Here is a 13,063-nt window from a genome sequence, read left to right on the forward strand (position 1 = left end):
AGGTATAACTTTTAGAAAAAGGAAAGAACAACGTGAAAAAAAACAATCGTATCTTATTTGCAGGACTAAGCCTTGCCTCGATTCTCTTTCTGACGGGCTGTGTGCCTGTTGATAAAAGCGGGCAACCTTATGGGATTTTCTGGGATTTCTTTGGAAAACCAATGAGCTGGGGGATTGACTACTTTGCTAATAACCAAGCTCTTGGTTTTGGGATTGCGATTATCCTAGTGACCATCATCGTGCGTTTAATCATCTTCCCACTAGGGATTTATCAATCTTGGAAGGCTGCTTATCAGTCTGAAAAGATGAATTATCTAAAACCGATTTTAGAACCTTTCCAAGATCGACTCAAAACCGCTGAAACTCAGGAAGAAAAACTCGCTGCTCAACAAGCCCTCATGGCAGCTCAAAAAGAAAACGGAGTGAGTGTCTTTGGTGGCGTTGGCTGCTTACCTGTCCTTATCCAAATGCCTTTCTTCCTCGGTCTCTTTGCAGCTGTTCGCTACACACCAGGTGTCGCTGAAAGTAGCTATTTAGGGATTCATTTAGGAAGTCCAAGCATCCTTTTAACAGTCATTGTAGGAGCTCTTTACTATATTCAATCCATGCTCATGATGGTTGGTATTGATGAGAGCCAAAAAGAGATTATGAAAAAGACAGCTTACATGACTCCAATCATGATGCTCATCTTCTCCTTCTCATCTCCTGCTGGATTGACGCTTTACTGGGTTGTCGGAGGATTGATCCAAATTATCCAACAAGTAGTTGTGAATTTCCTCGTACGTCCACGCATGAAAAAGCAAGTCGCTGAAGAATTTGCAAAAAATCCACCAAAAGCAATGAGCAATTCTGGACGTATGAAAGATGTCACTCCTCAAATGAGCAGTGCTATTGAAACAAACACAAAAAAGAATAAAAAGAAAAACCGTAACGCTGGAAAGCAACGCTCAAGATAACACAAAATCCTAAGGAAATCAACTTCCTTAGGATTTTTGTTTGATCATTTTTAAATCACGGTAAGAAATCAAAACCACGCCTAATAAAATCAAAGCCATCCCCAATAAATCAAGCAAGTAGAATTGACTGCCCATTAACCAAAAGGCGAAAAAGACTGCTGAAATCGGCTCAATTGAAGCCAATAAGCTGGACTTAACAGGACCAATCAAACTCGCTCCAGCTAGAAATAAAGTATAGGTCAAAATGGTTCCAACGCCGATAATGCCCAATAGAGCAAGAATCATAAAAGCATCTATTTGCCAGTCAAAAGCTAAAGGTTGGCTAAATGGAAAAACCATTAAACCTGTACAAAACATGCCAATACCATTGACCGATAAACTTCCCCACTGTTTAATCAAGTGAATCGGCAACACAATATAAGAAGCGTAGCTAAAAGCTGCTACCAAGCCCCAAAAGAGACCCGATGGCGTTACCGCTAATTGTGTTAGTTGACCATGCGTCGCAATGAGAAAGGTTCCCGAAACGGCTGCTAACATGGAGAAGCTTTCAATCTTGGTTGGCAATCGCTTTTGATGAAAACAAGCATAAGCCAATACTAAAATCGGGCACAAATACTGCAAAACCGTCGCCGTCCCTGCATTGGTCTCACGGATAGCCATCAAATAGGAAAATTGATTTAGCAGCAAGCCAATCACTGAAAAACCAATGATAGATAAAACAAGCTTAGGTTGTTTGAGGAGCTTGATAAAGTTTGGACTTGTCTTTAGATAGGCAATCATCGACAAACAAAATCCTGCAATCACCATACGAACACTGGTCAATAAAAAGGGTGGAAAACCACGCGCCATCAAATATTGACCACAGGTACCTGACAATCCCCAAGCAATCCCTGCAATCAGGACATAAAGAATCCCTCTTCCTTCTTTTGTCATCTCTTCTCCTCTCTTTGTTAAAATTATTGTACCAAAAATTCTCCAAAACACACAAGCTTTTGTAAAAAATAGGACCTTATCCTACAAAAAACCGCTAGATGTTTAGTCTAACGGTTTGGAGCAATTCACACACTCGTTCTATTACATAAAATAATTTTTTCTAGCTCAATGGAAAAAATAGGATATAGAAATCTCCATTTAATCCAACAATTTCTGCAATTCTTGAGCAAGTAGAGCTTGTGCCACTTGTGGGTTGGCTTGTCCTTTGGTTGCTTTCATAAGGAAGCCTGTAAATGCCTTATCAGAATTACGTTTTCCTGCTTTGAAGTCTGCTACCGCGGCTTCATTGTCCGCAAAGACTTGGTGAATGATTGGAATCAACACTTCTGGATCTGAAATCTGAACCAAGCCAGCTTTTTCCACATATTCACGGGCAGAGCCACCGTTTTTCGCCAAATGCACAAAGACTTTCTTAGCAATCTTAGATGAAATCGTACCATCTGCAATCAAGCCAATCATTTCAACTAAATTTTCAGGTGTTAAGGCAAGGTCTGCCAAGGTCTTTTGTTCCGCATTTAAGAACTGAGCCACCTCGCCTTGCAACCAGTTGGACACTTGCTTAGCATCTCCGCCCAGACCAAGAGCTGCTTCAAAGAAGTCAGACGTCACTTTGTTCGCCGTCAGCTGACGAGCGTCATAATCTGACAAGCCATAGCTCTCCACATACTTGGTGCGACGTTCTCTTGGAAAGGCTGGCAACTCTTTTCGCATATCCTCAATCCAGTTGTTATCAATCTCAAAAATCGGAATATCTGGTTCTGGGAAGTAACGGTAATCAGCCGCTCCTTCTTTGACCCGCATCAGAATCGTCTCGCCTGTCGCCTCATCATAACGACGAGTTTCTTGGCGAATTTTTCCACCACTGCGCAAGATTTCTGCCTGACGTTTCTGCTCATACGCCAATCCTTTTTTAACATAGTTAAAGGAATTCAAGTTTTTCAACTCAGTTTTCGTTCCAAATTCTTCTTGACCATATGGGCGAAGAGAGATATTGGCATCAACCCGCATGGAACCTTCTTCCATTTTCACATCGGAAATACCGGTGTATTGGATGATTTCTTTCAGCGCTGTCAAGTAAGCATAGGCTTCCTCAGGACTACGCATATCGGCTTCTGATACAATCTCGATCAAAGGCACACCCTGACGGTTCAAATCTACATAAGAGTAACCGTCTGTTCCGTGGGTATTTTTTCCAGCATCTTCTTCTAGGTGCGCACGTTCAATACGAATTTTCTTGGTTGAGCCATCTTCTAGTTCAATCTCAATCCAACCATTGTAGCCAATCGGCTCATCAAACTGGGAAATTTGATAGGCTTTTGGATTGTCTGGGTAGAAATAATTCTTGCGGTCAAAATGCATCTTTTGGTGGATCGCCATATTCAAAGCCAAAGCTGCCTTAATCCCACAATCAATCACCCCTTTATTCATCACAGGAAGGACACCAGGAAACGACCAGTCAATGATATTGGTGTTGGCATTTGGATCCTCTCCAAAGTGAGCAGGAGCAGGTGAGAAAATCTTTGAATTGGTTTTCAACTCCACATGGACTTCCAGTCCAATAATCGTTTCAAAATTCATTAGCCTTCACCTCCAAAAATCACGGGTTGTTGTTTATGGTAATCTGTCGTTGCTTCAAAAGCAGCAGCGACTTGGTACAGAGTTTCTTCTTCAAAATGATTGCTAATCAGCTGAAGTCCGACTGGCAAGCCATCCACAAAACCTGCTGGAATCGAAATCCCTGGAAGACCTGCTAAATTGACTGGAATGGTCAAAATATCTGCCAAATACATGGCTACTGGATCTTGATTTTGAGAATTCAAATCATAAGCCACTGTTGGAGCAGTCGGACCTAAAATCAAATCATAATCTGCAAAAACTTTGGCAAAATCCTGCATAATAAGAGTCCGTACTTGCCCTGCCTTTTTAAAGTAAGCATCGTAGTAACCAGAAGACAAACTAAAGGTTCCTAGCATAATGCGACGTTTTACCTCATCTCCAAACCCTTGGCTCCGTGTTTTCACATAGACATCTTCGAGATTTTCAATATTCTCTGCGCGATAGCCATAGCGAATCCCATCAAAGCGTTGCAAGTTTGAGCTAGCCTCAGAAGACGCTACGATATAGTAAACCGCCACCCCATACTTACTGTGGGGAAGACTCACTTCCTCGACAATCGCACCCAAGCTCTCTAAGTGTTTTGCTGCCGCAAGAATAGTCTCTTTCACCTGCTCATCAATACCATCTCCCATATATTCTTTTGGAAGAGCAATCTTCATTCCCTTAATGTCTTGACCAATTTTTTGCGTAAAATCTGGCACCTCAAGCTGAGACGAAGTCGAATCCTTCCGATCATGCCCTGAAATCACATTGAGCAACTGGGCATTTTCTTTGACTGTCTGAGAGAATGGACCGATTTGATCCAAGGAGCTTCCAAAAGCAATCAAGCCAAAACGAGACACCCGTCCGTAAGTCGGCTTCATCCCAACAATTCCATTAAAAGCAGCAGGTTGGCGGATTGAGCCACCTGTGTCTGAGCCGAGCGACAAGCGCACCTGACCAGATGCAACCGCAGTCGCAGAACCACCAGATGAACCACCTGGCACTTTTGTTTCATCCCAAGCATTCTTGGTCTTTTTAAAATAAGAAGTCTCTGTTGATCCTCCCATGGCAAACTCATCCATGTTGGTCTTTCCGATGACAATCATATCCTTGTCATAGATTTTTTCAACACTGGTCGCATCAAAAATCGGAGTATAGTTGTAAAGCATTTTTGACGCAGCGGTTGTCAAGATTCCCTTGGTCGAGATATTATCCTTAATGGCAATCGGAATCCCGCTCATTACATTCTCAGCATCAATTCCTTTTTCATCAACTTTTTCAGCTTGCTTAAGAGCTTCATCACGACTCACGGTAATAAAGCTCTCCACAGTAGCTTCACGCGCTTCAATATCCTCTAAGGTGCTCTTTGTCAACTCAACAGCTGAAATTTCTTTATTGACCAATAACTCATGCAATTCATCAATCGTTTTTGTATGTAAAGACATTAGGCATCTCCTCCATCTTCTAAAATTGCAGGTACTTTAATATAGTTTCCTTCTTTTTCAGGCACATTTTGGAATAGCTCATCACGATTCCAACCTTTTTCTGCCACATCTTCTCGCATGTAGTTCAAATTATTTGCAACATTTGACGTAAAGGGAACGCCTGTCGTGTCCACCTCATCTAGCAACTCCACCATGTCCACAATCTTTGAGAGTGTCATCGCAAATTCTGCCGTCTCTTCTTTTGAAAATGCTAGCTTTGACAAATTCGCAACGTGTGTGACTTCTTCTTGTGTGATTTTCATCTCTTTGTCCTTTCTTGCTTCTACTTCTAAAAATCCATTAGATTTTCAAAAAGTATGATCTTCTTATTTTACCACAAACAGCCCCTCTTCTTCAATGATAAGGAGAGCAATCTGCCCGCAATTTTTCATGAAAAAAGCTTTCATCCTACTAGCATGAAAGCTGATTTTCTAGGCTCTATAATTTCTGTAGTGGGTAACTTCCACTGAAGAGATTATAGGGCTTTTTCAGTGTAGAAAAAAAGTCCCATATAATCTATAATGAAAAGCGACGAAACTCACATTAGAAAGAATCATATGGAACGACTTAATAATACCACAAATCTTATCGGAATAAAAGATAAAAATATCACCATCACTTCTGCTTACAAGTCTAAATCCCATATCCTCATTCAAGCAACCTTAGATTATCCTTCTCCTCCTTGTCCTCACTGCCAAGGAAAGATGATAAAATATGACTTCCAACGAGAATCCTCTATTCCTATTCTCGATCTTCAAGGATTTCCTACTCTTCTAAAACTGAGAAAACGGCGCTTTAAATGCAAGACTTGTCTACGTGTATCCGTTTCTCAAACGCCTCTCGTCAAGAAACATCATCAAATTTCTCAACCTATCTGGGATAAAATCACTCAACTACATACGGAAAAACTAACGAACTCCGATATTGCTAGAAGACTTCATATCTCTGTCTCTGTTGTACAGAGAAAACTGAATCAATTCTCCTTCAAGGAACAGTTCTCACAATTACCTAAAATCCTCTCCTGGGATGAATTCTCATGTAATAAGGGAAAGCTTGCATTTATCGCTCAGGATTTTCAAACCAAAAAGATTATCACTATTCTTGAGAATAATCGGCAAACAACCATTAAAAACTACTTCCTCAAATACACGAGAGAGATGAGGGAAAACGTCAAAGTCGTAACTGTAGATATGGCTGGTAACTACATTCCTATCATTAAATTCTTATTCCCGAAAGCAAAGATTGTTCTGGATCGTTTCCATATTATTCAGCACCTGAGCCGGGCGATGATGGCTACTCGGATTGCCATTATGAAGAACTGTGACAAGGGCTCTCTCCCTTATCGTGCTATGAAACATCATTGGAGAATCCTCCAAAAGGACAGCCGGAAACTCTCTAACAAACTCTTTTATTCTCGAACCTTTAGGCAAACATTAACCCCTAGAGAAGTAGTTCAAAAAACCTTAGACTTATCAGAGGAACTAAGGCACTATTATGACCTTTATCAACTCTTGATGTTCCATTTTCAAGAGAAGAACAGTGAGGCTTTCTTCGGACTGATAGAAGACTATTTACCTACTGTGAATTCTACTTTCAGAACAGTCTTTACAACCTTTCTCAAATACAGACAATACATTACCAATGCACTTGAATTACCTTATTCAAACGCTAAGCTAGAAGCTACTAACAAACTTATCAAAGACATCAAACGACAAGCTTTCGGTTTCCGAAACTTCAAAAACTTTAAAACAAAAATTCTCATCGCTTTAAACATACAAAAAGAGAGAACCAACCTGATTCTCTCTCGTATGGGATAATACTTCACCCACTACAGTTGACAAAGTGCCTGATTCTCTCTCGTATGGGGTAATACTTCACCCACTACAGTTGACAAAGTGCCATTTTCTATACTAATTCTTCGGACACCTTTGCTCCTAGAACATGCTCCATATGATGAAGTGCAAATTCATGCTGCGCTTCTTCAATCGAAGCCACCGCAGTTGAAACAATCTCAATCTGATAGCCTAAATTATAAGCATCAATCGCCGTATGAAGCACACAGATATCCGTTAACACACCAGTCAAAATCACGGTATCAATACGCCGCTCCCGCAACCGTATATCCAAATCCGTCCCTGAAAAAGCAGAATAATGCCGTTTATCCATCCAAAAGACACGGTCGTTTTCTTTTTCTTGCTCAAAAAAAGCAGCCAAAGGACCATACAAAGTGCGACCAGCTGTCCCTATGAGGTTATGGGGCGGAAAGAGCTTACTTTCTGGATGAAAATAATCAAGCGCCTCATGCCCATCAATGGTGAAGAAAATATAGTCTCCCCGTTGAAAGGCGGCTTTCGTCACTTCACAAATCTTATCAGAAATAGCTTGAGCAGGTACGCCTGCAGTTAATTTCCCATCGTCAGCTACAAAGTCAACCGTGTAATCAATCGAAATCAATGCTTTGGGCATTTTAGTAATCTCGCTTCTTAATTTCATCAAAGATCTCTGGAATCAGGACCTTTAGATAGGTTCCTTTCATCCCAAGTGAACGGCTTTCGATGATACCAGCACTCTCTAACTTACGAAGAGCATTGACAATCACTGAACGAGTAATGCCGATACGGTCTGCGATGATCGACGCTGTCAGTTGACCTTCACTACCATCTAGCTCCTCTAAAATGGCTGATACTGCTCGTAATTCTGAGTAAGAGAGGGTGTTCACTGCCATATTTACTGCCATTCGATGACGAAGATTTTTCTCGTCTTCTTCTCGTTGGAAATTCAAGAGCTGAATCCCTACGACAGTACTTGCAATTTCCACCAAAATCAAATCATCATCGTGGAACTGCTCGTCATTCCTCCAAATAATCAAGGTTCCCAAACGAATCCCTGTCACATGAATCGGTACAATCGTTGTCAAACCATCTGGAAACTCATGCTTTGTTTCGACTGGAAAAATCGTCAATTCATTATCCACTGACAAATTCGCCTCAGTATCATACACCAAGGTTGCAGACTTCACATACTCTTCTGGAAATTTCTGTGTTTGAAAAAATTCTTCCACACGGTCATTATTAGTCTTATAACGCATGAAATAGCCAAGCAAACGCCCCCTGCTATCAATGATACAGGCATTGCAATCAATCACCTCTGCTAATTGTTTAGCAATGGGATTATAGGGAAGTTCATCCTGAAGTTTTTCGTCTGAGCGCTTCAGAATGGACGTAATTTTTCTTGTTTTTTCTAATATTGTTGCCATTTTTTACCTCAATTCAATCGCTTTCATTATAGCACAAAACACGATTTTTTTCAATAATTATCTGAAAATTGCTTATTTTGCTACTTTTTTTGAGAGATATATTGAAGCATATAAAAAATCTGTGCTTTCATGGCACAGATTTTTTATTCTAAGGTATTTGCCGGAGCTTAGTGGCCTGCTCAAAGGCATAGGCAATCTCTAACAAGAAAGTATCTTGTTCTTTTCCTGTCATGAAACTCACTCCTATTGGGCATTTCCCCTTGCATCCAAAAGGAATAGAAATCGAAGGTGTTCCTGCAAGAGCAGCAAGATTCGTATGGCTAGTATCTTGACAAACCAAAGCATCTAGCTGATGTTCCGCTAACAATCTATCTAATAAGCGTTCAGCTTCTTGAATGATTTTTTGAACCTTATCTCTATCTTTTTGATCATAATGGAGGGATTTCTCCAGAAGCTCTTGTCCATAGCGCATACGCTCTTTAGGATGTTTCTCGTTAAATGCAATCAAGTCTGTCAAGCTTTTAATCGGTGCTTGGTAGGTGGTTAGATAGTGATTAAAATCCTCTTCAAACTCCTCCAAAAGAATGTGTAAAAGGTCAAAATCAGCCAAATCACAGGACATTTCTACCACTTCTGCACCAGTCTTTTCGGCATAGCTTCTAAACTTGTCTGTAAACTCTTCTGAGCTTGGGAGCAGTAAACCAAAGCGCTTGCCTGAAAGATGATGTTCCTCAAGACGACTGTGCTCTCCTGTCACCGCTTCATAGGACAAGCAAATATCTGCAACTGTACGAGCCAGAAATCCAACTGTATCAAGGGAATGACTGATAGGAACTACACCCTCAGAGGATAACGCTCCTCTCGTCGGCTTAAAGCCTACAACAGACAACACTCCAGCAGGCGCTAGGATAGAGCCAGCGGTCTCTGTTCCAAGCGAAAAAGCTGCCAAATCAGTCGCCATAGCCACAGCACTGCCCGAGCTAGAACCTAGAGGTGATAACACCACAGGAGCAAAAGGATTGTGAGTTTGTCCTTTCTTGCTACTATAACCACAAGGAACAGACTCCCCCATCCAATAGGATAGTTCCGATAAATTTGCCTTTCCTAAGACAATCGCTCCTTGTACCTTTAAGGATTCCACAATTGGAGCATCTTCTTTTGGTACAAAATCCTTGAGCGCTATCGTTCCTGCACTGGTTGGCAAATCCTTGGTGTTGATATTTTCCTTGACCAAAACAGGCATCCCTTTTAAAGGCAGGATATCACTTGAGCCATCCCAATTTCTTGCTTCTTCAAGGGCACGGGGATTGATTTCACTGACGGCATTCATGCCTTGCTCAGCTTGATCAAACTCTCGAATCCGAAAGAGATAGTAAGCCGTCAACTCTTCATAGGTAAAATCTCCTCGCTCAATTCCTGCCTGCAATTCTGCCATGCTTTTTTGAGCCATCAAAGGCGTTTTTGACAGTACCTTGTCTAACTCCACACTAGCTAACTGCGCATCAATAGCTGCAATCAACTCTTCTTTCCCAAACGCAATCTTCTCCTCAGTTGGCAGTCCCCAGTCTTCATACTCTTCCATAGCGACTCCTTACCTACGGTATTGACGCAAGAAACGAGTCATCTTTTCTTGGATCTGCGCTAACTCATCGACTCGTGGTAGATAAACGATACGGAAATGATCTGGTTCTTTCCAGTTAAAGCCACGTCCATGAACCAGCAAGACCTTCTCCTGCTTCAAAAATTCCAAAACAAACTGCTCATCATCATCAATCCGATACATCGTGCGGTCGATTTTTGGAAAGACATAGAGTCCAGCCTTAGGCTTCACAGTTGATAGACCTGGAATTTCATTGATGGCTTTGGTGATAAATTCCCGTTGCTCATAGAGGCGCCCGCCAGGAATCAAGAGTTCATCGACCGATTGATAACCACCAAGCGAGGTCTGTACGACTTGCTGAGACAAGACGTTGGAGCAAAGGCGCATATTCGACAACATATTGAGCCCTTCAATGTAGCCCTTGACATGATGTTTCGGTCCAGATAAGACCATCCAGCCTACACGGAAACCACAGATACGATGGGATTTAGACAAACCATTCATCGTCACACAGAATAAATCTGGCGCTAGACTGGCAATCGGAATATGTACTTCTCCATCAAAAACCATGCGATCATAAATCTCATCTGAGAAAATAATCAAATCATTGACCCGCGCGATTTCCACAATTTCTTCTAAGACTTCCTTGGGATACAAAGCCCCTGTCGGATTGTTAGGATTGATGAGGACAATCGCCTTGGTGTTTGAGGTGATTTTCGATTTGATATCTGCCATATCCGGGTACCATTCTGCTGCTTCATCACAGACATAATGCACCGCATTTCCCCCAGCTAGGCTGACTGCTGCCGTCCAGAGAGGATAATCAGGCATCGGCACTAAAACCTCATCTCCATCGTCTAAAAGCCCTTGCATGGACATGACAATCAATTCACTGACACCATTTCCTAGATAAATATCTTCGATGTCGACATTTGGAATCTTCTTTAGCTGGCAATACTGCATAATTGCCTTACGAGCAGAGAAAATCCCTTTAGAGTCTGAGTAGCCTTCACTGCTTCTTGCGTTCATAATCAAATCATGAATGACCTCATCAGGTGCTGTAAAGCCAAACTCAGCTGGATTTCCCGTATTTAAACGGAGAATTTTCTCTCCATTTGCCCGCATACGCATCGCTTCTTCCAAGACGGGACCACGAATATCATAGGCAACGTGTTCCAATTTGCTTGATTTCTCAAATTGCTTCATGTTTGTACCTCATTTCATCATCATTTCTTCATTATACCGCAAATAGTCTAAAATTTCTAAAAAAAGTAGCTGTAAGGCAAATGAAAACCCTTTACTTTTTTCATGGAAAGGGTTACAATAGAAGTAGAAAAAGAATGGAGGTATTCCTATGACCCAAAAGTATGAAAATATCATGGTTGCCGTTGATGGTTCACGCGAGGCAGATCTAGCTTTTGTAAAAGGAATCAATTCCGCCCTACGAAACCAAGCACGACTCACGATTGCTCATGTGATTGATACCCGTGCTCTTCAAAGCGTTTCTACTTTTGACGCTGAAGTCTATGAAGAATTGCAGACGGAAGCTAAAAAATTGATGGCTGATTACGAAGAAAAGGCACGCGCAGCTGGACTCACAGATGTGGTGACCATTATCGAAATGGGAAATCCAAAGACGCTTCTTGCAACAGACATTCCAGATGCAAATGGCGTTGATCTGATTCTTGTCGGTGCAACTGGTCTGACAGCCTTTGAGCGACTCCTTATCGGCTCTTCTTCTGAGTATATCCTACGCCACACGAAGGTTGACCTTCTCGTCGTTCGTGACAAAGAAAAAACTATGTAATCATTGTTCTCCAATGGGAGTGAGATAAAAATCGTTATTTCGTAGAATTCGATTTTGTCGTCTTCGCTTTCGAGTTTCCAAGCTCAGGTATTAACAGTCCACTGGACTGTTAATATCCCGCGAGGTTGACGCTTTCACAATTGAGAATTGTAAAAGGTTGGAAATAGGGCTAGCGAAGAACAATTCGCTAGCTTCTTTTAGATAGAATGTTGATTGATCAACGTTTTAGATAAATTGCTCACAACTTTCTGTTCTCGCAAATAGCTCCACTGGAGCATTGACCCCAGCGACAACTACTGCGTCAAACTATAAAAGAAGCAAGGCTGGAAACTTTTGTCTCAGCCTCTTTTTTTGAAAAAATTATCAAAAAACGATAAAAACTTATTGATTTTTAAAATTTTTTTGCTATAATGATATTGAAAAACGATAGAAATATATTTTAAAAGAATATGATTTTATAGATAGGAAGAGCTCACCTTATCTCATACATCAATAAAGAGGAGGACGTGCCTATGAATGATAATCGTTAAACAATAGCAACTATTATTTTCATGCGATTAGAAATGAGGTTTTTATGAATCATCGACTTACTTCTTTGAAGTCTGCCAAGACTTTTATTAGCTTTTTACTCTTTCTTCACGGATTTGGAGTTGTTATGGTGACTTGTCTATTTATCATCGGTCTTTTTTATCAAGGTTCTTTACATATTGACTCTGATTTTACTATTTATCTTCGTCATCCTGGACCTTTAGGATATTGGGGTTCCATACTGATCCTAATGAAATACTATATCTTACTAGCTATTCTTTATTTTGTTCGGCAATTTTTTCAAAACATCCTGACTGAGCGTATCTTTGTCGAGCAAAATGTAGAACTCGCAAAACGCACGGCAGTTCTCCTTGTCATCGCCTCTTTTTTAGGAGAAGGAATCTTCACCTTGTACGAATTTTCCTTTTTCAATGTTCCCTTTATCGTGACAGCTCTTGCAGTGTGGGCGCTCGCAAAAGTCCTTGAAGAAGCAAACCGCATTGCCAAAGAGCAAGAATTTACCATCTAGGAGGAGAGGGATGATTATTGTAAACTTAGATGTCGAATTGGCTAAGAAAAAAATGAAATCAAGCGAATTAGCAGAACGCATCGGCATCACACCTGCCAATCTCTCCATTTTAAAAACAGGTAAAGCCAAAGCCATTCGCTTTTCAACCCTTGATGCGATTTGCCGAGAACTCGGCTGCCAACCAGGCGATATTTTAGCCTACGAGCCAGATGAATAAATAGACACCCTTGCTAGTATAATATTAGCAAGGGCTTATTTATGATAACGATAAGAAAGAACATAGAAACAATCATTATGGACTAGATTGTCTA

General features: G+C 41.0%; 13 protein-coding genes. 5 read left to right on the forward strand and 8 right to left on the reverse strand.

What is annotated here, in order from left to right; translation table 11 throughout:
• The first annotated feature begins 32 nt into the window (after window positions 1-32).
• Window positions 33-956 (forward strand): membrane protein insertase YidC, encoded by a 924-nt coding sequence (gene yidC, locus AB1I63_05880; GenBank protein MEW4354411.1) that lies wholly within the window; start codon window positions 33-35, stop codon window positions 954-956.
• Window positions 957-983: 27 nt separating this feature from the next.
• On the opposite strand, the gene AB1I63_05885 is transcribed toward yidC, so the two are convergent.
• From AB1I63_05885 to gatC, 4 genes are all read right to left on the reverse strand, one after another.
• Window positions 984-1,889, reverse strand: coding sequence for a DMT family transporter (locus AB1I63_05885; GenBank protein MEW4354412.1), 906 nt, complete (start codon window positions 1,887-1,889; stop codon window positions 984-986).
• Window positions 1,890-2,087: 198 nt separating this feature from the next.
• Window positions 2,088-3,527 (reverse strand): Asp-tRNA(Asn)/Glu-tRNA(Gln) amidotransferase subunit GatB, encoded by a 1,440-nt coding sequence (gatB, locus tag AB1I63_05890; GenBank protein ID MEW4354413.1) that lies wholly within the window; start codon window positions 3,525-3,527, stop codon window positions 2,088-2,090.
• Window positions 3,527-4,993, reverse strand: a complete 1,467-nt coding sequence (gene gatA, locus AB1I63_05895; protein MEW4354414.1) for an Asp-tRNA(Asn)/Glu-tRNA(Gln) amidotransferase subunit GatA — start codon at window positions 4,991-4,993, stop codon at window positions 3,527-3,529. The genes gatB and gatA overlap by 1 nt, the downstream gene beginning before the upstream one ends.
• Window positions 4,993-5,295: an Asp-tRNA(Asn)/Glu-tRNA(Gln) amidotransferase subunit GatC gene (gene gatC, locus AB1I63_05900; GenBank protein ID MEW4354415.1), complete on the reverse strand. Its 303-nt coding sequence runs from the start codon at window positions 5,293-5,295 to the stop codon at window positions 4,993-4,995. The genes gatA and gatC overlap by 1 nt, the downstream gene beginning before the upstream one ends.
• Before the next feature lie 294 nt (window positions 5,296-5,589).
• Between gatC and AB1I63_05905 the strand changes: the two genes are divergently transcribed.
• The gene (locus AB1I63_05905; protein ID MEW4354416.1) at window positions 5,590-6,849 is read left to right on the forward strand and encodes an ISL3 family transposase; all 1,260 of its coding nucleotides are present in this window, start codon (window positions 5,590-5,592) and stop codon (window positions 6,847-6,849) included.
• 88 nt (window positions 6,850-6,937) lie between these two features.
• Here AB1I63_05905 and AB1I63_05910 read toward each other — a convergent pair whose 3' ends face one another.
• From AB1I63_05910 to AB1I63_05925, 4 genes are all read right to left on the reverse strand, one after another.
• On the reverse strand, window positions 6,938-7,498 hold the full coding sequence (locus AB1I63_05910) for an isochorismatase family cysteine hydrolase (protein MEW4354417.1): 561 nt from the start codon (window positions 7,496-7,498) through the stop codon (window positions 6,938-6,940).
• 1 nt (window position 7,499) lies between these two features.
• Complete coding sequence (gene codY / locus AB1I63_05915; protein ID MEW4354418.1) at window positions 7,500-8,288, reverse strand: GTP-sensing pleiotropic transcriptional regulator CodY; 789 nt, start codon at window positions 8,286-8,288, stop codon at window positions 7,500-7,502.
• Between the two features lie 148 nt (window positions 8,289-8,436).
• Window positions 8,437-9,870: an amidase family protein gene (locus AB1I63_05920; GenBank protein MEW4354419.1), complete on the reverse strand. Its 1,434-nt coding sequence runs from the start codon at window positions 9,868-9,870 to the stop codon at window positions 8,437-8,439.
• Between the two features lie 9 nt (window positions 9,871-9,879).
• Window positions 9,880-11,094 (reverse strand): pyridoxal phosphate-dependent aminotransferase, encoded by a 1,215-nt coding sequence (locus AB1I63_05925; GenBank protein ID MEW4354420.1) that lies wholly within the window; start codon window positions 11,092-11,094, stop codon window positions 9,880-9,882.
• Between the two features lie 148 nt (window positions 11,095-11,242).
• On the opposite strand from AB1I63_05925, the gene AB1I63_05930 reads away from it, so the two are divergent.
• The 3 genes from AB1I63_05930 (at window position 11,243) to AB1I63_05940 (ending at window position 12,969) form a co-directional block, all read left to right on the forward strand.
• Entirely contained in the window at window positions 11,243-11,695 is a 453-nt protein-coding gene (locus AB1I63_05930; protein MEW4354421.1) for a universal stress protein, read from the forward strand.
• A 574-nt stretch (window positions 11,696-12,269) separates the two neighbouring features.
• Entirely contained in the window at window positions 12,270-12,752 is a 483-nt protein-coding gene (locus AB1I63_05935) for a DUF2975 domain-containing protein (protein MEW4354422.1), read from the forward strand.
• Between the two features lie 10 nt (window positions 12,753-12,762).
• The gene (locus AB1I63_05940; protein ID MEW4354423.1) at window positions 12,763-12,969 is read left to right on the forward strand and encodes a helix-turn-helix transcriptional regulator; all 207 of its coding nucleotides are present in this window, start codon (window positions 12,763-12,765) and stop codon (window positions 12,967-12,969) included.
• Window positions 12,970-13,063: the final 94 nt, after the last annotated feature.

It is taken from the genome of Streptococcus pneumoniae, assembly GCA_040719455.1.
GTDB lineage: Bacteria > Bacillota > Bacilli > Lactobacillales > Streptococcaceae > Streptococcus > Streptococcus pneumoniae_G.

Coding starts and splice junctions, on each gene's coding strand:
- AB1I63_05885 (MEW4354412.1), bottom strand. CDS start 1,889: ATGACAAAAGAAGGAAGAGGGATTCTTTATGTCCTGATTGCAGGGATT.
- gatB (MEW4354413.1), bottom strand. CDS start 3,527: ATGAATTTTGAAACGATTATTGGACTGGAAGTCCATGTGGAGTTGAAA.
- gatA (MEW4354414.1), bottom strand. CDS start 4,993: ATGTCTTTACATACAAAAACGATTGATGAATTGCATGAGTTATTGGTC.
- gatC (MEW4354415.1), bottom strand. CDS start 5,295: ATGAAAATCACACAAGAAGAAGTCACACACGTTGCGAATTTGTCAAAG.
- AB1I63_05905 (MEW4354416.1), top strand. CDS start 5,590: ATGGAACGACTTAATAATACCACAAATCTTATCGGAATAAAAGATAAA.
- AB1I63_05910 (MEW4354417.1), bottom strand. CDS start 7,498: ATGCCCAAAGCATTGATTTCGATTGATTACACGGTTGACTTTGTAGCT.
- codY (MEW4354418.1), bottom strand. CDS start 8,288: ATGGCAACAATATTAGAAAAAACAAGAAAAATTACGTCCATTCTGAAG.
- AB1I63_05920 (MEW4354419.1), bottom strand. CDS start 9,870: ATGGAAGAGTATGAAGACTGGGGACTGCCAACTGAGGAGAAGATTGCG.
- AB1I63_05925 (MEW4354420.1), bottom strand. CDS start 11,094: ATGAAGCAATTTGAGAAATCAAGCAAATTGGAACACGTTGCCTATGAT.
- AB1I63_05930 (MEW4354421.1), top strand. CDS start 11,243: ATGACCCAAAAGTATGAAAATATCATGGTTGCCGTTGATGGTTCACGC.
- AB1I63_05935 (MEW4354422.1), top strand. CDS start 12,270: ATGAATCATCGACTTACTTCTTTGAAGTCTGCCAAGACTTTTATTAGC.
- AB1I63_05940 (MEW4354423.1), top strand. CDS start 12,763: ATGATTATTGTAAACTTAGATGTCGAATTGGCTAAGAAAAAAATGAAA.